Consider the following 23,436-nt stretch of genomic DNA (forward strand, 5'->3'; position numbering starts at 1 on the left):
ATGCATCAAGATAAAGATCTCTCAACGTGGCAGACATTCCGTCGGCTCAAGCCGATGATAATGCCGTATAAAGCCGGTTTATTTGTGTCGTCTGTGGCACTGATACTCAATGCCTCCGGCGATGCGCTCATGCTCTCCCTGTTGAAGCCTTTACTGGATGATGGGTTTGGCAAAGCGGATAAGTCGGTGCTGATCTGGATGCCGTTGGCCGTGATTGGACTGATGCTGATTCGCGGCGTTACCAGCTATATTTCCAGCTACTGCATCTCCTGGGTTTCTGGCAATGTCGTAATGAATATGCGTCGTCGCCTCTTCAGCCATATGATGGGCATGCCGGTCTCATTTTTCGACCAGCAGTCAACCGGCACGCTGCTGTCGCGTATTACCTACGATTCCGAGCAGGTCGCCTCCTCCTCATCTGGCGCACTGGTTACCGTAGTGCGCGAGGGAGCGTCGATTATTGGCCTGTTTATCATGATGTTCTACTACAGCTGGCAGCTGTCGCTCATCCTGATTGTTCTGGCGCCAATTGTCTCTCTGGCCATTCGCTCGGTTTCTAAGCGTTTTCGCAGCATTAGCAAAACCATGCAGAACACCATGGGGCAGGTCACCACCAGCGCCGAGCAGATGCTGAAAGGGCACAAAGAAGTGCTGATTTTCGGCGGTCAGGAAGTGGAGTCGGAGCGTTTCGCCCGCGTCAGCAACCGCATGCGTCAGCAGGGCATGAAGCTGGTATCAGCCTCATCCATCTCCGATCCGGTGATCCAGCTGATCGCCTCGCTGGCGCTGGCGTTCGTGCTGTATGCCGCCAGCTTTCCCAGCGTGATGGATACGCTGACCGCAGGCACCATCACCGTGGTCTTCTCGTCGATGATCGCGCTGATGCGTCCGCTGAAATCCCTGACTAACGTCAACGCGCAGTTCCAGCGCGGTATGGCAGCGTGCCAGACGCTCTTCTCAATCCTCGACAGCGAGCAGGAAGTGGACACCGGCACGCGCGACATTCAGCGCGCCAGAGGCGACGTGGAGTTCCGCAATGTCACCTTTACCTATCCGGGCCGCGATACGCCGGCGCTGCGCGACATCAACCTGACGCTGCCGGAAGGCAAAACCGTTGCGCTGGTTGGACGCTCCGGCTCAGGCAAGTCGACGCTGGCCAGCCTGCTGACGCGCTTTTACGACATTCAGCAGGGCGAAATTCTGCTGGACGGGCACGAGCTGCGTGAATACACGCTGCGTTCGCTGCGCAATCAGGTCGCGCTGGTCTCGCAGAATGTTCACCTGTTCAACGACACTATCGCCAACAATATCGCCTATGCGCGCAGTGAGCAGTATAGCCGCGCCGAAATCGAGCGCGCCGCGACGATGGCGCACGCGATGGACTTCATAAACAAGATGGATAACGGGCTGGATACGGTGATTGGCGAAAACGGCGTGCTGCTCTCCGGCGGCCAGCGCCAGCGTATCGCTATTGCGCGTGCGCTGCTGCGCGACTGTCCGATCCTGATCCTGGATGAAGCGACCTCCGCGCTTGATACCGAGTCGGAGCGCGCCATCCAGTCGGCGCTGGACGAGCTGCAGAAAAACCGCACCTCGCTGGTTATCGCTCACCGCCTGTCGACCATCGAAAAAGCCGATGAAATCGTGGTGGTGGAAGATGGCCGTATCGTTGAGCGCGGTACCCACGCCGATCTGCTGGCTCAGCGGGGCGCCTATGCCCAGCTGCATAAGATGCAGTTTGGACAATGATCGAGCGTATCTGGAGTGGGCGCTCGCCGCTGTGGCTGCTGCTGTGGCCACTTAGCCTGATCTACGGCGCGGTCTCCTCTCTGATTCGTCTCAGCTATCAGCGCGGCTGGCGTAAAAGCTGGCGCGCGCCGGTTCCGGTGGTGGTGGTCGGCAATCTCACCGCAGGCGGCAACGGCAAAACGCCGGTCGCAATCTGGCTGGTGCAGGCGCTACAGCGCCGCGGCCTTCGCGTCGGCGTGGTTTCGCGCGGCTACGGCGGCAAAGCGGATCGCTACCCGCTGCTGGTCAATGCCGATACGCCCACCGAGCAGGCGGGCGACGAACCGGTGCTGATCGCCCAGCGCACCGGCGCGCCGGTCGCGGTGGCGCCGAAGCGTCGCGCCGCGGTTGAAGCGCTGCTCGCCAGCCAGCCCCTCGATCTCATCATTACCGACGATGGCCTTCAGCACTACGCGCTGCAGCGCGATTGCGAAATCGTGGTGGTCGACGGCGTCCGCCGCTTCGGCAACGGCTGGTGGCTGCCCGCCGGGCCGATGCGTGAGCGCGCTTCGCGTCTGCAGCAGGTGGACGCCGTTATTATTAATGGCGACCGCGCGGAAGCGGGTGAAATTGCGATGTCGCTACGGCCGGGCGATGCCGTCAACCTGCAAACGCAGCAGCGCGCGCCGCTTGCCGCGCTGGAAAGTGTGGTAGCGATGGCCGGTATCGGGCATCCGCCGCGCTTTTTCGCTACCCTCAACCAGCATGGCGTCACGCCGATCGCTGAGATCGCCTTCGCCGATCATCATGCCTATAGTCAGGCGGAACTGGCTGGCTTAGTTGCCCGAGGCCAGACCCTGCTGATGACCGAAAAAGACGCGGTGAAATGCCGTCGCTTCGCCGAGCCCAACTGGTGGTATCTGCCGGTCGAAGCTGAGCTGAGCGGCAGCGCCGTCGCGCCGCTACTGGACGACATTGAACGTCTGGTGCAGCAGCGCGCAGGCAGGGCCGCCGACTAACCTCTCGCCGAATGCAGGAAGGGAATGAACACCACGCTTTCGCTTTCGCTTCAACAGGCACGAAACCTTCATCTGGCGGCGCAGGGGCTGCTGCGCGCGCCATCGAAACGCGCACGCTATGCGGATTTGCTCGCCGCGGTGCGGCGCATGTCGCTGCTGCAAATCGATACCATCCACGTTGTCGCGCGCAGTCCCTATCTGGTGCTGTTCAGCCGCCTGGGCAGCTACCCGCCGCGCTGGCTGGAGGAGGCACTGGCGCAGGGGGAGCTGTTTGAATACTGGGCGCATGAAGCCTGCTTTATTCCCCGCGAAGATTATCGACTGCTGCGCCACCGCATGCTTAAACCCGAGCGTCTTGGCTGGAAATATAACGCCCGGTGGATGCAGGAGCATCAGCAGGAGATTGCTGACCTGCTGCAGCATATTGCTGAAAAAGGACCGGTACGCGCCGCCGATTTCGCCAGCGACGCCGACCACAAACCTGGCTGGTGGGCCTGGAAGCCGCACAAGCGACATCTGGAAAATCTGTTCAGCGCGGGCGAGCTGATGGTCAGCGAGCGGCGCAATTTTCAGCGGGTTTACGATCTGCGTGCGCGGGTGCTGCCGGAGTGGCAGGATGCGCTGCACGCCCTCAGCGAAGCGGACGCGCAGGAGGAAATGCTGCGCAACAGCGCGCGCAGCCTGGGCATTTTTCGCGCCGCCTGGCTGCCGGATTACTACCGTCTTAAACGCGTTGCGCTGAAGCCTTACCTGGAAAAAGCGCAGCAGATGGAGGAGATTACGCCGGTCGAGGTGGCTGGGCTCGGCGAGATGTGGCTGCATCGCGATCTGCTGCCGCTGCTCGACGCGCCGCTTAACGCCACGCACAGCGCCATTCTGTCGCCTTTCGATCCGCTAGTCTGGGATCGGCGGCGCGCGCTGGCGCTGTTCCAGTTCGACTACCGCCTCGAATGCTATACGCCAGAGGCGAAGCGCAAATATGGCTATTTCGTCCTGCCGGTGCTGCATCGCGGCGCGATCAAGGCCAGGCTGGACGCCCGCATGCAGCGCCAGGCGCGGCAGCTGGTGATCAAACATTTTTGGCTGGAGTCGGACGCGCGCGTCACCGCCGCATTCGTCAGGGATGTTCGCCAGGCGATTGAACGCTTTGCGGCCTGGCAGGATGCGGAGAGCGTGCTGTTTGAACAGATGCCCGCCGCGCTGCGAGCGCACTGGCCTGACGTCTGGAGGCTCGATTCCTGAGCTTTGCGGTCTGCGCCGCAGTTTCGCGGCCGCTTTCCGCGCACGCTGAAACCCTGCGCTATGGTATCCTTAGCGCCTTATGCAATCGGTCCGCAATGGAGGACATATGGATCACCGCTTACTCGAAATCGTTGCCTGCCCGGTATGCAACGGCAAGCTTTACTACAACAATGCCCAGCAGGAGCTAATCTGCAAACCTGATGCGCTCGCCTTTCCGGTGCGCGACGGTATTCCGGTGCTGCTGGAAAACGAAGCGCGCACGCTCGCCGTGGAAGAGATTCATCCATGAGCTTCACGGCGATTATTCCCGCGCGCTACGCCTCGACGCGCCTGCCCGGCAAACCGCTGGTCGATATCGCCGGAAAGCCGATGATCGTTCACGTGATGGAGCGCGCGCGCGCCTCTGGCGCCAGCCGCGTGATTGTCGCCACCGATCATCCGGATGTGAAAACGGCGGTTGAAGCGGCGGGCGGCGAAGTCTGCATGACGCGCGCCGACCACCAGTCAGGCACGGAGCGGCTGGCGGAGGTGATCGAAACCTGCGGATTTGCCGACGATGAGATTATCGTCAACGTGCAGGGCGATGAGCCGCTGATCCCACCGGAAATCGTCCGCCAGGTGGCGGCGAATCTGGCAGGCGCGCAGGCGGGCATGGCGACGCTGGCGGTGCCGATTCATGACGCGGAAGAGGCGTTTAACCCTAACGCGGTGAAGGTGGTGATGGATGCGCAGGGCTACGCGCTCTATTTCTCTCGCGCCACCATTCCCTGGGATCGCGAGCGTTACGCTGCGTCCCGCGAGGAGATCGGCGATACGCTGCTGCGCCATATCGGTATCTACGCCTATCGCGCTGGCTTTATTCGTCGCTATGTCTCCTGGGCGCCTTGCCCGCTGGAGCGGATCGAACTGCTCGAGCAGCTTCGCGTGCTCTGGTACGGCGAAAAGATCCATGTCGCCGTCGCGGAAACCGTGCCGGGTACGGGCGTGGATACGCCGGAAGATCTGGCGCGCGTGCGCGCCGCGCTGCAGGGCTGACGGTGTCGGGGAGCCATCCCCGACGCTTTTATTGATCTGTTTCTGCTTTTTTGCCCGCTGAGGCCTCCAGGATGGTGTGACTTTTTCCTTGAGGAGGATGCATGGAAAGTCTCAAATCTGAACTCTCGCTGGTGCTGGGCGAGACGATCGGCCGGCTCGAAACCATCAGCGAACAGCCGCCGACGCGGCTCTATGCGCTCTACGATCGTCAGGACAAGCCGATGCCGCTGGTGGCGAAATACTTCCGTCATCAGGGACGCGCCGCGCTGGAGGCGAAAAAGCTGGCGCTGCTCGGCCATGAAGGGCTGATCGCCGTGCCGGCGGTCTATGGTCTGGTGCTGAGCCAGCAGCCGCCCGCGCATGAAATGCTGCTGATGGCGCGCCTGAACGGCGTCTCCGCCGAGGCGCCGACCCGCGACGCCGCGCGCTGGCAGCAGCTGTGCGAAGAGGTGGTGGAAGGGCTGCTCGCCTGGCATCGCATCAGCGGGCATGGCCTGGTCGGGACCGTGGACAGCACCCAGCAAAACAGCTGGCCTGCCTGGTTTCATCAGCGCGTCGAAGTGCTCTGGTCCACGCTCAGTTACCTGCAGCCGCCCGCGTTCACCCATGCCGATCGCCAGGTGCTGTTTCGCAGCCGCGAGCAGCTGGCGCACCTCTTTCGCGACTTCGACGATCCCTGCGTAATGCTGCATGGCAATCTGCGTCTGACCAGCATCGTCAAAAATGCGCGCAGCGATCAGCTGCTGGCGATGACCCAGCCGGGCGCTATTTTGTGGGGGCCGCGCGAATATGAGCTGATGCAGCTGGGCGAAAGTTCGGCTGAGCAGGCGCTGATGACGCGCTATCTCCAGTGCGCGCCGGTCTCCGAAGGCTTTCTCTGGCGGCGCTGGCTTTATCAGCTTTGGGACTGCATCGACGGGCTGGTGCAGTATGGCGAATTCGACCGGGCGCGCTTCGATTACGCCCATGCGCAGCTACTGCCCTGGCTCGGCTGAGGGCGCCTCGCCGCCTTTCAGCCACTGCCACGCCTGTCCCAGCGTTTCATAGACGACCCGATCGCTGTGGCTCAGCCAGAGCGGCGAAGGAATTGCGCGCTCCCACCAGTTGAGCGGCGAAGCGATCGCCAGCTGATTGGCGGGCGCGGCAAGCGGCGTTAAGCCGGCGTCGTGAAAGAAATTCAGGGCGCGCGCCATATGATTGGCGGAGGTAACCAGCAGGAGGGAGTGCTGACCAACGACGCCGCGCACTGCACGCGCCTCCTGCTCGGTATCTTTTGGCCGATCCAGCACCTGAATACGATCCGGCGGCACGCCCAGGCTCAGCGCGACCGAGGCGGCGACCTGCGCATTGCTGACAGGATTCTGCCCGGCAGCGGCGCCGGTGAAGATCATCGTCGCCTGCGGGTTGCGCCGCCACTGGCGCACGCCTTCGGCGACGCGCGGCAGACTGTTGCCGATCAGGTTCGAGCTGGGTGCCCAGTCGGGGTTAAAGGTATAGCCACCGCCCAGCACTACGATAAAATCGACCTTCTCGCTGCCGTTCCAGGTAGGGTAGCGCGACTCCAGCGGCAGCAGCAGGCGATCGGCGACCGGCTGCAGGCTCAGCAGCAGGAGCAGCGCCCAGCTCAGCGAGACTAAAATTTTGCCGCTTTTGTGCCAGCGACTAAACCAAAGCAGTAAAATACCTGCTGCCATCAGCAGCAGCAGCAGCGGTAAAGGCATCAACAGACCGCCCACCAGTTTTTTCAGCCCAAAAAACATCAAAAAAACTCCTTGTTGTCCGAAAAAACAGCAGCTGGAAAGGAAGAAGGGGATGAAAGGTTCATTCTTCATGAGCCTGTGACAAAATAGCACAAGTCTGAGCGCAGCATACCGGAGCCCACGCCATGCAGGATCGTAACTTCGACGATCTCGCGGAAAAATTTTCGCAAAACATTTACGGCACCACCAAAGGGATCGTGCGTCAGGCGATCCTCTGGGACGAGCTTGAGGCGATTCTGCCGACGCTCGGCGCGGCGCCGCTGCGCGTGCTGGATGCCGGCGGCGGGCTGGGGCAAATCTCCAGCGGGCTGGCGCAGCGCGGCCATCAGATCCTGCTGTGCGATCTCTCGGCGGAGATGCTGCGCCGGGCGCAGCAGCATGCCGAGGCGCAGCAGGTGAGCCACAACATGCAATTCAGACAAATCGCCGTGCAGCAGGTGGGCGAGCATTTGGATACGCCGGTGGATCTGGTATTGTTTCACGCTGTGCTTGAGTGGGTCGCAGAGCCTGAAAAAGCGCTGCAGGCGCTGTTTGACGCGCTGCGGCCCGGCGGCGTGATGTCGCTGATGTTTTTTAACCGCCACAGCCTGGTGTTTCGCAACCTGACGCTGGGGAACTTTGGCTATCTGCGCGTCAATATGGCGAAGCAGAAGAAGCGCTCCCTGTCGCCGGATTACCCGCGCGATCCGGAAGATGTCTACCGCTGGCTCGCCGCGTGCGGCTTTGAGATCGAGCAGCGCACGGGCGTGCGCGTCTTCAGCGACTATATGAAAGCCCCGCCGGCGGACGGCGGAGGCGACGCGAGCATTCTTGAGATGGAGCGACGCTACTGTCGCCAGGAACCCTTTTTAAGCCTGGGACGCTACATCCACGTGACCGCGCGTAAACCAGGGCAGAAGGACGAACTATGAGTGAATTTTCCCAGACGGTACCCGAGCTGGTCAGCTGGGCGCGCAAGAATGACTTTTCCCTTGCGCTGCCGGTCGATCGTCTGGCTTTTTTGCTGGCCATCGCCACCCTGAACGGCGAGCGAATGGATGGCGAAATGAGTGAGGGCGAGCTGATCGACGCTTTTCAGCACGTCAGCAAAGCCTTTGAGCAAACCCATGAAACCGTCGTGGTGCGCGCTAACAACGCCATCAACGATATGGTGCGCCAGCGCCTGATCAACCGCTTCACCAGCGAGATGACGGAAGGACATGCTATTTATCGTCTGACGCCGCTGGCGATCGGCATCACCGACTACTACATCCGCCAGCGCGAATTCTCAACGCTGCGCCTCTCGATGCAGCTGTCGATTGTGGCGGGCGAGCTAAAGCGCGCCGCCGATGCGGCGGAAGAGGATGGCGACGAGTTCCACTGGCATCGCAATGTTTTCGCGCCGCTGAAATATTCCGTGGCGGAGATCTTCGACAGCATCGATATGACGCAGCGCCTGATGGATGAACAGCAGCAGGCGGTCAAGAACGATATCGCCGATCTGCTGAACAAAGACTGGCGCGCCGCGATCTCCAGTTGCGAAATGCTGCTGTCGGAGACCTCCGGCACGCTGCGCGAGCTGCAGGATACGCTGGAGGCGGCAGGCGATAAGCTGCAGGCCAATCTGCTGCGTATCCAGGACGCCACGCTCAGCAGCCCCGATCTTGGCTTTGTCGATAAGCTGGTGTTCGACCTGCAAAACAAGCTGGACCGCATTATCAGCTGGGGTCAGCAGGCGATCGACCTGTGGATCGGCTACGACCGCCACGTCCACAAATTCATTCGCACCGCCATTGATCTGGACAAGAACCGCGTCTTTGCGCAGCGCTTGCGCCAGTCGGTGCAGAACTACTTCGACCAGCCGTGGGTGCTGACCTACGCCAGCGCCGATCGCCTGTTTGATATGCGCGACGAGGATCTGACGCTGCGCAACGACGAGGTGATGGGCGAACTGCCTGCGGAGCTGGAATATGAAGAGTTTAACGAGATCCGCGAACAGCTGGCGGCGATGATTGAAGAGGCGCTGCTGAGCTACAAATCTGAACAGAAACCGCTCAACCTCGCCACGGTGATGCGCGACTATTTAGCCCAGTATCCGCGCGCGCGCCACTTTGACCTGGCGCGTATCGTCGTCGATCAGGCGGTGCGTCTCGGCGTGGCGGAAGCCGATTTAGCCGGTCTGCCCGCGCAGTGGCAGGCCATTAATGATTACGGAGCCAAGGTGCAGGCACATGTCATCGACAAATATTGAACAAGTGATGCCGCTTAAGCTGGCGCAGGCACTGGCGAACCCGATTTTCCCCGCGCTCGACAGCCAGCTGCGCGCCGGTCGCCATATCGGCATCGAAGAGCTGGACCAGCACGCTTTTCTGATGGACTACCAGACCTTTCTGGAAGAGTTTTACGCCCGCTATAACGTCGAATTAATTCGCGCGCCAGAGGGCTTTTTCTATCTGCGTCCGCGCTCCACCACGCTGATCCCGCGCTCGGTGCTCTCTGAGCTGGATATGATGGTCGGCAAGCTGCTCTGCTATCTCTATCTCAGCCCGGAGCGTCTGGCGAATGAAGGCATCTTCACCCAGCAGGAGCTGTATGACGAGCTGCTGGCGCTGGCCGACGAGAACAAGCTGCTCAAGCTGGTGAACCAGCGCTCCACCGGCTCCGATCTCGATCGCGCAAGGCTGCAGGAGAAGATGCGCGCCTCGCTGAGCCGACTGCGTCGACTCGGCATGGTGTGGTTTATGGGCAACGACAGCAGCAAATTCCGCATCACTGAATCGGTGTTCCGTTTCGGCGCCGACGTGCGCAGCGGCGACGATCCGCGCGAGGCGCAGCTGCGCCTGATCCGCGACGGCGAAGCAATGGCGCTCGACAGCGTGAGCGCGACCAGCGAGCAGGATGATATTGACAGCGACGCGAGTGAGAGCGCGGAGGAAGAACAGGCATGATTGAACGCGGAAAATTTCGTTCGCTTACCCTGATCAACTGGAACGGCTTTTTTGCCCGCACTTTTGATCTCGACGAACTGGTCACCACCCTGTCGGGCGGCAACGGCGCAGGCAAATCCACCACCATGGCCGCCTTCGTGACGGCGCTGATCCCGGATCTGACGCTGTTGCACTTCCGCAACACCACGGAGGCGGGCGCCACCAGCGGCTCGCGCGATAAAGGCCTGCACGGCAAGCTGCGCGCCGGCGTCTGCTACGCGGTGCTCGACGTGATCAACTCGCGTCACCAGCGCGTTATCGCCGGTGTGCGTCTGCAGCAGGTCGCTGGCCGCGATAAAAAGGTCGATATCAAACCGTTCAGCATTCACGGGCTGCCGATGGATAGCCAGCCGACCGATATGCTGACCGAGATTATGAACAGCCGCCAGGCGCGCGTGCTGCCGCTGAGCGAGGTTAAAGATCGGGTCGAAGCGCAGGAGGGCGTGCAGTTCCGCCAGTTCAGCTCGGTCACCGACTACCACGCGATGATGTTTGAGCACGGCATTGTGCCGCGCCGCCTGCGCTCCGCTGGCGATCGCAGCAAATTCTACCGTCTGATCGAGGCGTCGCTCTACGGCGGCATCTCCAGCGCCATCACCCGCTCGCTGCGCGACTACCTGCTGCCGGAAAACGGCGGCGTGCGCAAAGCGTTTCAGGATATGGAAGCGGCGCTGCGCGAAAACCGCATGACGCTGGAGGCGATCCGCGTGACGCAGTCCGATCGCGACCTGTTTAAGCACCTGATCTCCGAAGCCACCCGCTACGTCTCGGCGGACTATATGCGTCACGCCAACGAGCGACGCATTCATCTGGACGGCGCGCTGCAGCTGCGTCGCGACCTCCTCTCCAGCCGCAAACAGCTGGCCACGGAGCAGTATCGCCATATTGAGATGGCGCGCGAACTCGCCGAGCATGGCGGAGCGGAGAACGATCTGGAAGCGGACTATCAGGCCGCCAGCGATCACCTCAATCTGGTGCAGACCGCGATGCGCCAGCAGGAAAAGATTGAGCGCTACGAAGCTGACCTCGACGAGCTGACGCACCGTCTGGAAGAGCAGAACGAAGTGGTGGCGGAAGCGCGCGAAGCGCAGGAAGAGAACGAGGCGCGCGCCGAAGCGGCGGAGCTGGAGGTCGACGAGCTGAAAAACCAGCTAGCCGATTTCCAGCAGGCGCTCGATGTTCAGCAGACCCGAGCGATTCAGTATCAGCAGGCGCTGCAGGCGCTGGAGCGCGCGAAGACGCTGTGCCAGCTGCCCGATCTCACCATCGACAACGCCGATGAGTGGCAGGCGCGCTTCCAGGCGACCGAAGAGGAAGCGACAGATACCCTGCTGCGTCTGGAACAGAAGCTGAGCGTGGCGGAAGCGGCGCACAGCCAGTTTGAGCAGGCGCTGGCGCTGGTGACCAGCATCGCTGGCGAGGTGCCGCGCCAGGAGGCCTGGCAAACCGGCCGCGAGCTGCTGCGCGACGCTGCGAATCAGCGTCACTACGCCGAGCAGCTCTCCTCGCTGCGCCTGCGCCTGAATGAGATGGAGCAGCGTCTGCGCGAGCAGCATGAGGCGGAACGCCTGTTGGCAGAGTTCTGCAAACGGCAGGGCGCGCACTATGACGCCGACGCGCTGGACGGGCTGCATAGCGAGCTGGAAGCGCAGATCGAGCAGCTCAACGCCAGCGTCTCCGATGCCGGCGAACGCCGCATGGTGATGCGCCAGGAGCTGGAGTCGCTGCGCGAGCGCATCGCGACCCTGACCTCACGCGCGCCGCTCTGGCTGGCGGCGCAGGAGATCCTGACGCAGCTCAGCGAGCAGACCGGCGAGGCGCTGGAAAACAGCCAGCAGATCACCGAATACATGCAGCAGCTGCTGGAACGCGAGCGCGAAACTACGGTGGAGCGCGACGAGGTCGCCGCGCGCAAGCGCAGCGTGGAGCGTAAAATCGAACGCCTCAGCCAGCCTGGTGGCGCAGAAGATGCGCGCCTGACGCAGCTGGCGGAACGCTTCGGCGGCGTGCTGCTCTCTGAAATCTACGACGACGTCACGCTGGAGGATGCGCCTTACTTCTCGGCGCTCTACGGCCCGTCGCGCCACGCTATCGTGGTGCCGGACCTGACGCTGGTGCGCGAGCAGCTCGATGGCCTGGAAGAGTGCCCGGAAGATCTCTATCTGATTGAGGGCGATCCGCAGTCGTTCGACGACAGCGTCTTCGCCGTGGAAGAGCTGCAGAACGCGGTGGTGGTAAAGGTGGCGGAGCGTCAGTGGCGCTACTCTCGCTTTCCAAAAGTGCCGCTGTTTGGCCGCGCCGCGCGTGAGAGTCAGCTGGAGCAGCTGCACATTGAGCGCGATCGCCTGGCGGAACGCTACGCCACGCTCTCGTTCGACGTGCAGAAAACGCAGCGGCTGCATCAGTCGTTCAGCCGCTTTATCGGCACGCATCTGGCGGTCGCCTTCGAGGAAGATCCCGAAGCGCAGATCCGCCAGTTCAACGCCCGTCGCACCGAGCTGGAGCGCGCGCTGGCGCAGCACGAAAGCGACAATCAGCAGCAGCGCCAGCAGTACGAGCTGGCGAAAGAGGGGGTAGCGCAGCTAAACCGCCTGCTGCCGCGCGTTAATCTTCTGCTGGATGATACGCTGGCCGATCGCTGCGATGAAATCCGCGAGCAGGTCGAAGAGGCGCAGGAGGCGGCGCGCTTCCTGCATCAGCACGGCGCGAAGCTGACAAAGCTCGAGTCGCTGATCGGCGTGTTGCAGAGCGATCCCGAGCAGCATGAACAGCTGCAGGCGGACTATCAGCAGGCGCAGCAGCAGCAGCGCGTCGCGCGTCAGCAGGCGTTCGCTCTGACGGAAGTGGTGCAGCGCCGCGCTCACTTCAGCTACGGCGACTCCGCCGGCATGCTGAACGGCAACAACGATCTCAGCGATAAGCTGCGTCGCCAGCTGGAGCAGGCGGAAGGCGAGCGCAGCCGCGCGCGCGAACGCCTGCGCGAGCAGCGGACGCAGATGGCGCAGTACAGTCAGGTGCTCGCCTCCCTGAAGAGCTCGCATGACACCAAACGCGACATGCTGAAAGAGCTGCTGCAGGAGATGCAGGAGACGGGCGTGCGCGCCGACGCCAGCGCGGAAGAGCGCGCGCGCATTCGCCGCGACGAGCTCTACGCCGCGCTGAGCCACAACCGCGCCCGTCGTAATCAGCTGGAAAAACAGCTCACCTTCTGTGAAGCGGAAATGGAGAACCTGCAGAAACGGCTGCGGGTGCTGGAGCGCGACTATCACCGTATTCGCGAGCAGGTGGTGAGCGCCAAAGCGGGCTGGTGCAGCGTGCTGCGGCTGGTAAAAGAGAACGGCGTCGAGCGTCGTCTGCACCGTCGTGAGCTGGCCTACCTGAGCGGCGGCGAGCTGCGTTCGATGTCGGATAAGGCGCTGGGCGCGCTGCGCCTGGCGGTAGCGGATAACGAGCATCTGCGCGACGTGCTGCGACTGTCGGAAGATCCGAAGCGTCCAGAGCGCAAAATCCAGTTCTTTATCGCTGTCTATCAGCATCTGCGCGAGCGTATCCGTCAGGATATTATCCGCACCGACGATCCGGTCGAGGCGATCGAGCAGATGGAGATCGAACTGAACCGATTGACCGAAGAGCTGACGGCGCGCGAGCAGACGCTGGCGATCAGTTCGCGCAGCGTGTCGAATATTATCCGTAAAACCATACAGCGCGAGCAGAACCGTATCCGCCAGCTCAACCAGGGACTGCAGATGGTGAGCTTCGGCCAGGTGCGCAGCGTGCGCCTTAACGTCAACGTGCGCGAAGCTCACGCCACGCTGCTTGATACGCTGTCGGAAGAGCATGAGCAGCATCAGGATCTCTTCAACAGCAGCCGTCTCACCTTCTCCGAAGCGCTGGCGAAGCTCTATCAGCGCCTCAATCCGCACATCGATATGGGTCAGCGCACGCCGCAGACCATCGGCGAAGAGCTGCTCGACTACCGCAACTACCTTGAGATGGAAGTCGAGGTCAACCGCGGCTCCGACGGCTGGCTGCGCGCCGAGAGTGGGGCGCTGTCGACCGGCGAGGCGATTGGCACCGGCATGTCGATCCTGGTGATGGTGGTGCAGAGCTGGGAAGAGGAGTCGCGCCGTCTGCGCGGCAAAGATATCTCTCCTTGCCGCCTGCTGTTCCTCGATGAAGCGGCACGTCTGGATGCGCGCTCTATCGCCACGCTGTTTGAACTCTGCGAGCGTCTGGAGATGCAGCTGGTGATCGCGGCGCCGGAAAACATCAGCCCGGAAAAAGGCACGACATATAAGCTGGTCCGTAAGGTGTTCAATAATACGGAACATGTGCACGTCGTCGGACTGCGCGGCTTCTCTGCCGACGCGCCAGCGCCGCGCCGCGAAAGCGAAGCGTCGGCCGGGGTGGAAGCGGAAAACTCGCAGGTTTAATCTGGTCAATAATTACCGCATTGAGTAATCTGTAAACGGCATTTGTCCTGTGAGGCAAATGCCGTTTTTTATTTGTATACTCAGGTCATGAGTAGCAGCCCAGTTGCAGCGTATCCAGGAAACGCTGCGTGGTAAACAAATGAGGGGGCAGGGATGTTGCTGACCAATAAAACCAACAATTATGTTTTTTCACTGCTGGCGCTTGCGCTGGCCTTAACGCCGCTGCATCTGACGCATGCGGCCGTTATTGCAGCTTTGCCCGGTACTACGCACACCGCCATTTCAGTCAGTGACAGCCAACAGCGCCTGCGTCAGGCATTCGCCGGTAAAGAGCCGCCGTTCTATTTAGCCTCGCTGGCGACGCTCTATGCGGCGCACAATATGCAGCCGATGTGGCAGGATCGCGCGGCGGTGCAGCAGTTCCAGCAGCAGCTGGCAGAGGTCGCCCTGTCGGGCGTGCAGCCGCAGTTTACGCGCTGGGTCGATCGGCTCACCGATCCCGGCATTAGCGGCTTCGCGCGCGACGTGGTGCTTAGCGACGCGATGCTGGGCTATCTGCAGTTCGTCTCCAGCGTGCCGACCCAGGGCGAAAACTGGCTCTACAGCAACGTGCCTTACAAGCTGGCGCAGCCGTCGGTATCGGTCGTGAATCAGTGGCAAAACGCTGTGCTGGCGGGAGGCTCCGCTGCCTTTGTCGCCTCGCTGGTGCCGCAGCACCCGCAATATGCGCCCATGCACGCCGCGCTGAAGCAGATGCTCACCGATTCGCGTCCCTGGCCGCAGCTGAAAAACCGTGAAACGCTGCGTCCGGGTCAGGTGAGCGATGACGTTCCAGCGCTGCGCGAAATTTTACAGCGCACCGGCATGCTTTCCGCGCAGCCTGTCGCGCCGGGCCCTGCTGACGACGCAGTGCCGACCGCGCCGGTTCCGGCGAGCCAGAGCGGTCAGCCCGCGGCGGTTAGCCCGTCAGCGGCCAGCGTTAGCGATCTCGCCGCGCAGACGCCGCAGCAGGCGGGGAACGTGCAGAACGGCGCCGCCGACGCGGTCAGCGACAACGTCTATGACGCCGCGCTGGTGGAGGGCGTTAAACGCTTCCAGCAGTGGCAGGGATTAGGCGGCGACGGCGCGGTCGGTCCACGCACCCGCGAATGGCTCAACGTCACGCCGCAGATGCGTGCCGCGCTGCTGGCGCTGAATATTCAGCGTTTACGCCTGCTGCCGGACGATATGCACAACGGCATCATGGTTAATATCCCTAACTTTTCGCTGACCTACTACAACAACGGCAACAAGATCCTGTCGTCGCGCGTGATTGTTGGCCGCCCCGATCGCAAAACGCCGCTGATGCGTAGCGCGCTGAATAACGTGGTGCTCAATCCACCGTGGAACGTGCCAACAACGCTGGTGCGTCAGGATATTATTCCCAAGGTGAAGCAGGATCCGACCTATCTCTACAAGCACGGCTATACGCTGCTTTCCGGCTGGAGCGCGGACGCAGAGGTGATCGATCCCAGCATGATTGACTGGAGCATGGTCTCCGCTTCGTCGTTCCCCTATCGCCTGCGTCAGGCACCGGGCAACACCAATTCGCTGGGCCGCTATAAGTTCAACATGCCGAGTTCGGACGCTATCTATCTACATGACACGCCCAATCACGCCCTGTTTCAGCGCGATATCCGCGCGCTGAGCTCAGGCTGCGTGCGCGTCAATAAAGCGTCAGAGCTGGCAGGCGTGCTGCTGCAGGATGCCGGCTGGAATGATTCGCGTATTTCTGACCAGTTAAAACAGGGCGATACGCGCTACGTGCCGATTCGACACCGTATTCCGGTGAATTTGTACTATCTGACCGCCTGGGTTGCTGATGACGGCAAACCGCAGTTCCGCACAGATATTTACAATTATGATAATCCTGCCCGTTCCGGCAGTCAGGCGCTGGCGCGCGCTGGACAGCTGCTGCTCTAATCCTTGATTTTCCAACTCTGTTCCTTTTCGCCGCCGCTGCGATAAGGATTCCAGAATGGCGATCCCGTCCGGGATCGCCGCGCAAACCTCTTTACGGCGGGTTGACGTGGCCCAAATGGCCGGTTATGGTGCGGCCTTGTGCGGTTTTTGCACATTTCGATGGCTTCAATCTCAGGTAACCGTTTTTCATGTCCAGTTTTAACTTAACACGTCGCAAATTGCTTCTTGGCGGAACGGCTGCGGCCGGCATGGCGCTGCTGCCTAACGCAGCCATGGCCTCGCTTTCAACGTCGCGCCCTCGCGTGCTGACGCTGAGCAATCTTCACACCGGTGAAACCCTTAAAACTGAGTTTTTTAATGGGAAAAGTTACGATAAGAGCGAGCTGGCTCGTCTTAACCACTTTTTCCGCGACTATCGCGCCAATCTGACCAAAAGCATCGATCCCCATCTCTTCGATCAGATCTATCGCCTGCAGGCGCTGCTCGAAACCCGCAAGCCGATTCAGCTGATTTCCGGCTATCGCTCGCTGGCGACGAATAACATGCTACGCGAAAGCGGTCCGGGCGTGGCGAAGCATAGCTACCACACCAAAGGCCAGGCGATGGATTTTCATATCGAAGGCATCGCGCTGAATAACATTCGCAAAGCGGCCTTAACAATGCGTGCCGGTGGTGTAGGATATTATCCTCGCAGCAACTTCGTTCATATTGATACCGGGCCGGTACGGCACTGGTAATGACGCCGGCAACGCTGCGTGCGCCGGTCATGGAGCGTTATGAACTACCACATTATTCCTGTTACCGCCTTTGCGCAGAACTGTTCGGTTATCTGGTGTGAGGCGACGCGCGACGCCGCCCTGGTCGATCCGGGCGGCGATGCGGCGACCATTATTGAAACGCTCCAGCAGCTCAATCTTACCCCTCGCCAGATTTTACTGACGCACGGCCACCTGGATCACGTTGGCGCAGCGGCGGAGCTGGCGGCGCACTATCAGGCACCGATCGTCGGTCCGCACCGTCTGGACGCTTTCTGGCTGGAAGCGCTGCCGACGCAGAGTCGGATGTTTGGTCTGGCGGAGTGTGCGCCCTTTACGCCGGATCGCTGGCTGGAGGAGGGCGACAGCGTACAGGTCGGCAACGTCGAGCTGACGATCCTGCACACGCCCGGCCATACGCCAGGCCATATCGTCTTTTTCGATCGCGCAGGGCGACTGCTGATTTCCGGCGATGTAATTTTCCACGGCGGCGTCGGACGAACCGACTTCCCGCAGGGCAGCCATCAGGATTTGATCGCCTCAATTAAAGAGAAGCTGCTGCCGCTGGGCGACGATATCACTTTCTTGCCCGGCCACGGCGCCATCTCGACGCTGGGACGCGAACGTATCAGCAACCCCTTTCTGCAATAAAAAATGGGCCGTAGTGGCCCATTCTGTTTGCTGATGCGCGCAAGTCGCGCGCGCATCAGCGAAGCTTGCCGCGCAGCCGCAGAATGCGGTTTTGGCTCAGAGCACGGCAACAATCGCCTCGCACAGCGCCGACATATTATCCGGCGTCATGCCTGCAACGTTAACCCGACCTGAATTTACCGCATAGACGGCAAACTCGTCACGCAGGCGAATAACCTGGTCTTTGGTCAGGCCGCTAAAAGAGAACATGCCGTTCTGCTGAATAATAAAGCTGAAGTCGCGCGTGGCACCTTTCTCCGCCAGGGTGTTCACAAACAGCTGACGCATGCGCTGAATACGCTGGCGCATATCGGTCAGCTCCTGCTCCCAGATAGTGCGCAGCGCCTGATTGCTCAGGATAGTCGCCACCACGGCAGCGCCATGCGCGGGTGGGTTAGAGTAGTTGGCGCGAATGGTGTACTTCATCTGGCTGAAGGCGGTATCAGCCGTCGCTGCATCGGTCGCCACCAGGGTAATGGCGCCGACGCGCTCATTGTATAAGCCGAAGTTTTTGGAGTATGAGCTGGCGACAATCAGCTCCTGATGCGAGGCGGCGAAAATACGCAGTCCTTCCGCATCTTCATTCAGGCCGCGCGCAAAGCCCTGATAGGCGAAGTCAAACAGCGGCAGCCATCCTTTTGCCTGAGACAGCTGCGCCAGCTGGCTCCACTGTTCCGCCGTCGGATCGATGCCGGTCGGATTATGGCAGCAGCCGTGGAACAGCACCACGTCGCCTGCTTTGGCCTCCTGCAGCGCGGCCAGCATGCCGTCGAAGTCGAGCTGATGATTTTCCGCATCGTACCAGGCGTATTCGCACACCTCGAGGCCCGCCGCGTTAAAGACGTTTTTATGGTTCGGCCAGCTGGGGTTACTAACCCAGACGCGCTTGACGGCTGTCTGCGTGGCGAGAAAATCTGCCGCGACGCGCAGCGCGCCGGTGCCGCCGGGGGTCTGCGCGGTGCGCGCGCGGCCAGCGGCGATGAGCGGGTTCTCTGCGCCAAACAGCAGCTCCTGGGTGCAGCGCGCAAAATCAGCCAGGCCATCAATGCTGAGGTAGTTTTTGGTGGTTTCGTTTTCCAGCAGATACTGCTCGGCTTTTTTTACGCTGGTGAGCACCGGCGTATTGCCGGTTTCGTCTTTATAAACGCCGATGCCAAGGTTGATTTTGTGCGGGCGGTCGTCAGCGCGAAACAGATCGGCCAGCCCAAGAATAGGATCGGCGGGTGCCGCAGAGATAGATTCAAACATGAGTCGTGTCCAGTAGCGTGAACTTTAACGAAATGAGCCTTCAGGTTAACGTCAGCGCTGCGCATTGCCAACCGTTTACGCAAAAAATCGTCGCCGGGCGTCGGAGAGTACGCAGGCGCAGGAAAAAGATAAGAAGAGCGCCGCTGTGCGGCGAATAGCAGGCATAAAAAAACGGAGCCGAAGCTCCGTTTTTTCTGCGACAGGTAACTTAGAACTGGTAAACCAGGCCTACTGCTACGGTGTCGTCGGTGTTCAGACCCAGGCGGTTGTTGTCATCCAGCTGGTTGATCTGATAGTCAACATAGGTCGACATGTTTTTGTTGAAGTAGTAGGTTGCGCCCACGTCGATGTATTTAACCAGGTCAGTATCGCCCACGCCTTCGATGTCTTTGCCTTTAGACTGTACGTAGGCGATAGACGGACGCAGACCGAAGTCGAACTGATACTGTGCAACCAGCTCGATGTTCTGCGCTTTGTTGGCGAACGCTGGGCCTGACTGAGCAACACCCGCGCTGTTGAAGCTGGTAGTTACAGAGATTGGCGTGGAGTTGCGAGTCTCACCATACATTGCTGCCAGGTAAACGTTGTTAGCATCATATTTCAGAGCAGTTGCCCAGTTTTCAGCGCGTTTGCCCTGGCCATATACGGTACCGTTCACGTCGGTAGTACCCGCCGCCTGGCTATCAGTACGATCGCTGCTGCTGTATGCGCCAACAATGCCTACGCCAATTGGTGAAGTGTAAGACGTTGATGCGCCCCAGCCATCACCGTTAGCACGACGAACGTCGGTACGCTCGTTTTTACCCTGATACTGTACCGCAAAGTCCCAGCCATCAACCAGGCCGAAGAAGTTTTTGTTGCGGTAGGTCAGCAGGCCAGTGCTACGGCCGTTCATGAAGTTGTCTGAGTAACCAGAGTCGCCGCCGAATTCTGGCAGCATATCGGTCCAGCCGATTGCGTCGTACACAACGCCATAGTTACGACCGTAGTCGATTGAACCTGCGTCGCCAAATTTCAGACCGGCAAAGCCCAGACGGGTTTTGTTGCCATTCTGTGCGTCAGAACCTTCAGAGTTGTTGGCCTGAACGTTGTATTCCCACTGGCCGTAACCGGTCAGCTGGTCATTGATCTGAGTTTCACCCTTGAAGCCGAAGCGAACATAAGATTTGTCGCCATTGTTGCCGTCGCCGTTAGCAGCATCGTTATCAGAAAAATAGTGCAGACCAACAGCCTTGCCATACAGGTCCAGCTTGTTGCCGTCTTTATTATAAATTTCTGCTGCGTTTGCTGCGCCGGCAGCTAACAGAGCAGGGATAACCACTGCAAGAATGTTGCGCTTCATCATTATTTATTACCCTCATTGGAGTTTATTCGGACACCTGCCACTGCCGTCAAGAAACCGTTACGGAACCCTGAGAGAAGTTTGGTGTCTTCCTGTGTCTGCACGCATCTTTCCATCCCGAAGCAGGATATGCCACCCTGAAAATGCTACTAAACTCGTAATCTGGTTTCCAAAAGAAAATTTGTATTACGAAATGTAAATTTCGGGGAACTTTGTGAGAGAACTCAAAATTTACAAAAATAAAAAAAGGCCGGCAGTGCCGACCTCTTTATATATATGAATTTCTTATAATTAATAGATGATTTTAGAAATTTGCATTGCGCGGGGTGCGTGGGAAAGGGATAACGTCCCTTACATTTTGTACGCCGGTGACATAGGCGATTAAACGTTCAAAGCCTAAACCGAAACCTGAATGGGGCACGGTGCCGTAGCGACGCAGATCGCGATACCACCAGTAATCTTCTTTGTTCAGGCCCATCTCTTCCATACGCGCGTCCAGCACGTCGAGACGCTCTTCACGCTGCGAACCGCCGATGATTTCGCCGATGCCCGGCGCCAGCACATCCATCGCCGCCACGGTTTTATTATCTTCATTAAGGCGCATATAGAACGCCTTGATCTCTTTCGGATAGTTTTTCACCACCACCGGTGCTTTAAAGTGCTGCTCGGCCAGATAGCGCTCGTGCTCTGAAGAGAGATCGATGCCCCAGGAAACCGGGTTTTCAAAGCGCTGTCCGCACTTTTCCAGAATGGTAATAGCGTCGGTGTAGTCAACCTGCGCGAAGTCGGTGGAGATAAAGCGCTGCAGACGATCGACCGCCTCTTTATCTACGCGTTCGGCAAAGAACGCCATATCGTCGGCGCGTTCATCCAGCACCGCTTTAAATACATATTTCAGCATCGCTTCCGCGAGCGCGGCGGCGTCATCCAGCGTGGCGAAGGCGATTTCCGGCTCCAGCATCCAGAACTCTGCCAGATGGCGGCTGGTGTTGGAGTTTTCCGCACGGAAGGTTGGGCCGAAGGTATAGATTTTCGACAGGGCACAGGCGTAGGTTTCACCGTTCAGCTGGCCGGAAACGGTCAGGAAGGCCTCTTTGCCGAAGAAATCTTCGTTAAAGTCGACGGCACCCTGCGGCGTGCGCGGCAGGTTTTCCAGATCCAGCGTCGAGACGCGGAACATCTCACCCGCGCCTTCGGTGTCAGAGGCGGTGATCAGCGGGGTCGATACCCAGAAGTAGCCGTTCTCGTGGAAGAAGCGATGCAGCGCCTGCGCCAGGGTATGGCGCACGCGCGCCACGGCGCCGATCAGGTTGGTGCGCGGACGCAGGTGCGCCACTTCGCGCAGGTATTCGATGCTGTGACGCTTCGCCGCCATCGGATAGGTGTCGGGATCGTCCACCCAGCCGGTCACTTCCACGCGGGTCGCCTGGATCTCAAACGCCTGGCCCTGGCCCGGCGAGGCCACCACGGTGCCGGTCACGATCACCGAGCAGCCGGTGGTCAGGTGCAGAACCTCGTCCTGATAATTATTCAGAGAATTATTCACAACGGCCTGAACGGGATTAAAGCAGGAACCGTCATAAACGGCGACGAAGGAAAGACCGGCTTTTGAATCTCTTCGGGTACGCACCCAACCACGTACGGTGACTTCACTGTCAACCGCGACGCGACCGTGCAGTACGTCCGCTACAGGCACTACGCTCATAAATATCTCTCTATATAGAAGAAGTGAGTTTAAACAATCTCCCCATACCGGGGTGTTGCTATGTTACTTGCGAGTCGCAAGGAAACAAGCAAAATCCGGCGGGACGGCAGATTTATTACAGCAGAAGCAGGGCGCATCAACGCCCCGATAACGCGAGGATTAGCTGGCTTTTTTCACCAGTGGCAGATCGAAAGCTTTGCGCAGGGCGCGGACGAAGGCCTGATCCTGACAGATAGTTTTGCCCGGACTGTCGGAGAGCTTCGCTACTGGCTTGCCGTTGCACTCCACCAGTTTAATCACGATATTGAGCGGCCGGACGCCGGGAATATCGCAGGTCAGGCGGGTGCCGATGCCAAAGACGACGTTGGTGCGCTGGCCAAAGTGACGATAGAGCGCCAGTGCCTTATCGAGGTCGAGGTTGTCGGAAAAGACCAGGGTTTTGCTGTGCGGATCGATGCCCAGCTTCTCGTAGTGAGCCAGCGCCTTTTCGCCCCATTCGACAGGATCGCCTGAATCGTGGCGCAGTCCCTGATAGCGGCTGGCGAAGTTAACGCCGAAGTCGCGCAGGAAGGCGTCCATCGCGATGCAGTCGGTGAGCGCAATGCCCAGCTCTCCGTCATACTCGTCGAGCCACGCCTGCAGCGCCGCGCGCTGGCTGTTGGCCAGCACCGGGCTAATCTGCTGAAAAGCCTGAAACCATTCGTGCGCCTGGGTGCCGACCGGCGTCAGCGCCAGGCGGCGCGCCAGATCGTAGTTGCTGGTGCCGATCAGCCAGGGGAAGTCCTGCTTCAGGCTGGCGACGATGGCCTGCTGCACTTCCTGCGAGAAGCGGCGGCGGGTGCCGAAATCCATCAGGCGAAAGCGCGACATATCGATGTCGGCGACGTCGCGGCGGAAGGCGCTCAGCTTCTGCTGCAAATGGTCGACCGCCTGCTGCGCGCTCACCAGCGGCGAGCGGTGGCGATGCACCACTTCGCTGATCAGCGCCAGCAGCGGCACCTCCCATAAAATTACTTCGCGCCAGGGGCCGGTGATGCGAATAGCGAGATGGCCGTTGCGGTTGCTTACCTGCACCTGGTCGGGGTTATAACGAAAATCGCGCAGCCAGTTTAGGTAGTCGGCGTGGAAGAAGGGCAGGCTGGAAAGATACGTATGTTCGTCATCGGTCAGCGCTAGCGTCTGCATGGCGTGAATGGCCTCGCGAATCTCGTTCGCATAGAGACCGAGCAGATCGTCGCCGCGGCAACGAAACTCAGCCGCCACCGTGACATCATGATAACGGTGGAAAACGGCTTGCTGCATATGAAGCTTGTAGGCGTCAGTATCCAGCAGGGAAGTCAGTATCGGGGAAGCATGTCCTGTCATGGTGCGTTTCAGCATCCTGTTCGGCGGCGCAGAGCCCGGTGTGTGAGAGTCATAAAGACGCAGGAGTATAAATCAGTAACTGCGACCGATCACAGCATATTTCAAGCCCGCAGGTCGAGGGTAAAACGTGCCGTTGTTAATGAATTGTAGCTATTTATGCCGCGATGCGCATTGTGCATGGCAAGC

18 protein-coding genes are annotated in these 23,436 nt (G+C 60.0%); 13 read left to right on the forward strand and 5 right to left on the reverse strand.

The window, feature by feature from the left end:
• The 6 genes from msbA to ACR6A7_RS08955 all read left to right on the forward strand — a co-directional run bounded on the left by msbA (nucleotide 1) and on the right by ACR6A7_RS08955 (nucleotide 6,019).
• Nucleotides 1–1,749: a lipid A ABC transporter ATP-binding protein/permease MsbA gene (gene msbA / locus ACR6A7_RS08930; protein ID WP_434124526.1), complete on the forward strand. Its 1,749-nt coding sequence runs from the start codon at nucleotides 1–3 to the stop codon at nucleotides 1,747–1,749.
• Nucleotides 1,746–2,747 (forward strand): tetraacyldisaccharide 4'-kinase, encoded by a 1,002-nt coding sequence (lpxK, locus tag ACR6A7_RS08935; RefSeq protein WP_434124528.1) that lies wholly within the window; start codon nucleotides 1,746–1,748, stop codon nucleotides 2,745–2,747. Before msbA ends, lpxK begins: the two co-directional genes overlap by 4 nt.
• Nucleotides 2,748–2,771: 24 nt before the next feature.
• A complete protein-coding gene (locus tag ACR6A7_RS08940; RefSeq protein ID WP_434124529.1) occupies nucleotides 2,772–3,989 on the forward strand; it encodes a winged helix-turn-helix domain-containing protein in 1,218 nt (405 codons plus the stop codon).
• A gap of 106 nt (nucleotides 3,990–4,095) precedes the next feature.
• On the forward strand, nucleotides 4,096–4,278 hold the full coding sequence (locus tag ACR6A7_RS08945; RefSeq protein WP_033751266.1) for a Trm112 family protein: 183 nt from the start codon (nucleotides 4,096–4,098) through the stop codon (nucleotides 4,276–4,278).
• Nucleotides 4,275–5,024: a 3-deoxy-manno-octulosonate cytidylyltransferase gene (gene kdsB, locus ACR6A7_RS08950; RefSeq protein WP_033751263.1), complete on the forward strand. Its 750-nt coding sequence runs from the start codon at nucleotides 4,275–4,277 to the stop codon at nucleotides 5,022–5,024. The genes ACR6A7_RS08945 and kdsB overlap by 4 nt, the downstream gene beginning before the upstream one ends.
• A gap of 101 nt (nucleotides 5,025–5,125) precedes the next feature.
• Nucleotides 5,126–6,019 (forward strand): fructosamine kinase family protein, encoded by an 894-nt coding sequence (locus ACR6A7_RS08955; protein WP_434124530.1) that lies wholly within the window; start codon nucleotides 5,126–5,128, stop codon nucleotides 6,017–6,019.
• Here ACR6A7_RS08955 and elyC read toward each other — a convergent pair.
• Nucleotides 5,999–6,784 (reverse strand): envelope biogenesis factor ElyC, encoded by a 786-nt coding sequence (elyC, locus tag ACR6A7_RS08960; protein WP_434124532.1) that lies wholly within the window; start codon nucleotides 6,782–6,784, stop codon nucleotides 5,999–6,001. The genes ACR6A7_RS08955 and elyC overlap by 21 nt on opposite strands.
• Before the next feature lie 125 nt (nucleotides 6,785–6,909).
• On the opposite strand from elyC, the gene cmoM reads away from it, so the two are divergent.
• The 7 genes from cmoM to ACR6A7_RS08995 all read left to right on the forward strand — a co-directional run bounded on the left by cmoM (nucleotide 6,910) and on the right by ACR6A7_RS08995 (nucleotide 17,551).
• Entirely contained in the window at nucleotides 6,910–7,695 is a 786-nt protein-coding gene (gene cmoM, locus ACR6A7_RS08965; RefSeq protein WP_033751258.1) for a tRNA uridine 5-oxyacetic acid(34) methyltransferase CmoM, read from the forward strand.
• Nucleotides 7,692–9,014 carry a chromosome partition protein MukF gene (gene mukF, locus ACR6A7_RS08970; protein ID WP_434124534.1) on the forward strand — a complete coding sequence of 441 codons (1,323 nt, stop codon included), beginning with the start codon at nucleotides 7,692–7,694 and terminating at the stop codon, nucleotides 9,012–9,014. The genes cmoM and mukF overlap by 4 nt, the downstream gene beginning before the upstream one ends.
• The gene (gene mukE / locus ACR6A7_RS08975; protein ID WP_434124535.1) at nucleotides 8,995–9,711 is read left to right on the forward strand and encodes a chromosome partition protein MukE; all 717 of its coding nucleotides are present in this window, start codon (nucleotides 8,995–8,997) and stop codon (nucleotides 9,709–9,711) included. Before mukF ends, mukE begins: the two co-directional genes overlap by 20 nt.
• Complete coding sequence (gene mukB, locus ACR6A7_RS08980) at nucleotides 9,708–14,183, forward strand: chromosome partition protein MukB (protein ID WP_434124536.1); 4,476 nt, start codon at nucleotides 9,708–9,710, stop codon at nucleotides 14,181–14,183. Before mukE ends, mukB begins: the two co-directional genes overlap by 4 nt.
• A 153-nt stretch (nucleotides 14,184–14,336) precedes the next feature.
• Entirely contained in the window at nucleotides 14,337–16,145 is a 1,809-nt protein-coding gene (gene ldtD / locus ACR6A7_RS08985; protein WP_434124537.1) for a L,D-transpeptidase, read from the forward strand.
• A 188-nt stretch (nucleotides 16,146–16,333) separates the two neighbouring features.
• On the forward strand, nucleotides 16,334–16,882 hold the full coding sequence (gene mepK, locus ACR6A7_RS08990; RefSeq protein ID WP_033751243.1) for a peptidoglycan L,D-endopeptidase MepK: 549 nt from the start codon (nucleotides 16,334–16,336) through the stop codon (nucleotides 16,880–16,882).
• Nucleotides 16,883–16,921: 39 nt separating this feature from the next.
• A complete protein-coding gene (locus tag ACR6A7_RS08995; RefSeq protein ID WP_434124538.1) occupies nucleotides 16,922–17,551 on the forward strand; it encodes an MBL fold metallo-hydrolase in 630 nt (209 codons plus the stop codon).
• A gap of 96 nt (nucleotides 17,552–17,647) precedes the next feature.
• Here the strand turns inward: ACR6A7_RS08995 and ACR6A7_RS09000 are convergent, their stop codons facing one another.
• From ACR6A7_RS09000 to pncB, 4 genes are all read right to left on the reverse strand, one after another.
• Entirely contained in the window at nucleotides 17,648–18,838 is a 1,191-nt protein-coding gene (locus tag ACR6A7_RS09000) for an amino acid aminotransferase (RefSeq protein ID WP_434124539.1), read from the reverse strand.
• A gap of 208 nt (nucleotides 18,839–19,046) precedes the next feature.
• The gene (ompF, locus tag ACR6A7_RS09005) at nucleotides 19,047–20,183 is read right to left on the reverse strand and encodes a porin OmpF (RefSeq protein WP_434124541.1); all 1,137 of its coding nucleotides are present in this window, start codon (nucleotides 20,181–20,183) and stop codon (nucleotides 19,047–19,049) included.
• Between the two features lie 301 nt (nucleotides 20,184–20,484).
• Nucleotides 20,485–21,885, reverse strand: coding sequence for an asparagine--tRNA ligase (gene asnS / locus ACR6A7_RS09010; RefSeq protein WP_434124542.1), 1,401 nt, complete (start codon nucleotides 21,883–21,885; stop codon nucleotides 20,485–20,487).
• A gap of 159 nt (nucleotides 21,886–22,044) precedes the next feature.
• Complete coding sequence (gene pncB / locus ACR6A7_RS09015; RefSeq protein WP_434124543.1) at nucleotides 22,045–23,250, reverse strand: nicotinate phosphoribosyltransferase; 1,206 nt, start codon at nucleotides 23,248–23,250, stop codon at nucleotides 22,045–22,047.
• Nucleotides 23,251–23,436 lie beyond the last annotated feature (186 nt).

Origin of the sequence: Pantoea phyllosphaerae, from assembly GCF_051025595.1 — a bacterium.
GTDB lineage: Bacteria > Pseudomonadota > Gammaproteobacteria > Enterobacterales > Enterobacteriaceae > Pantoea.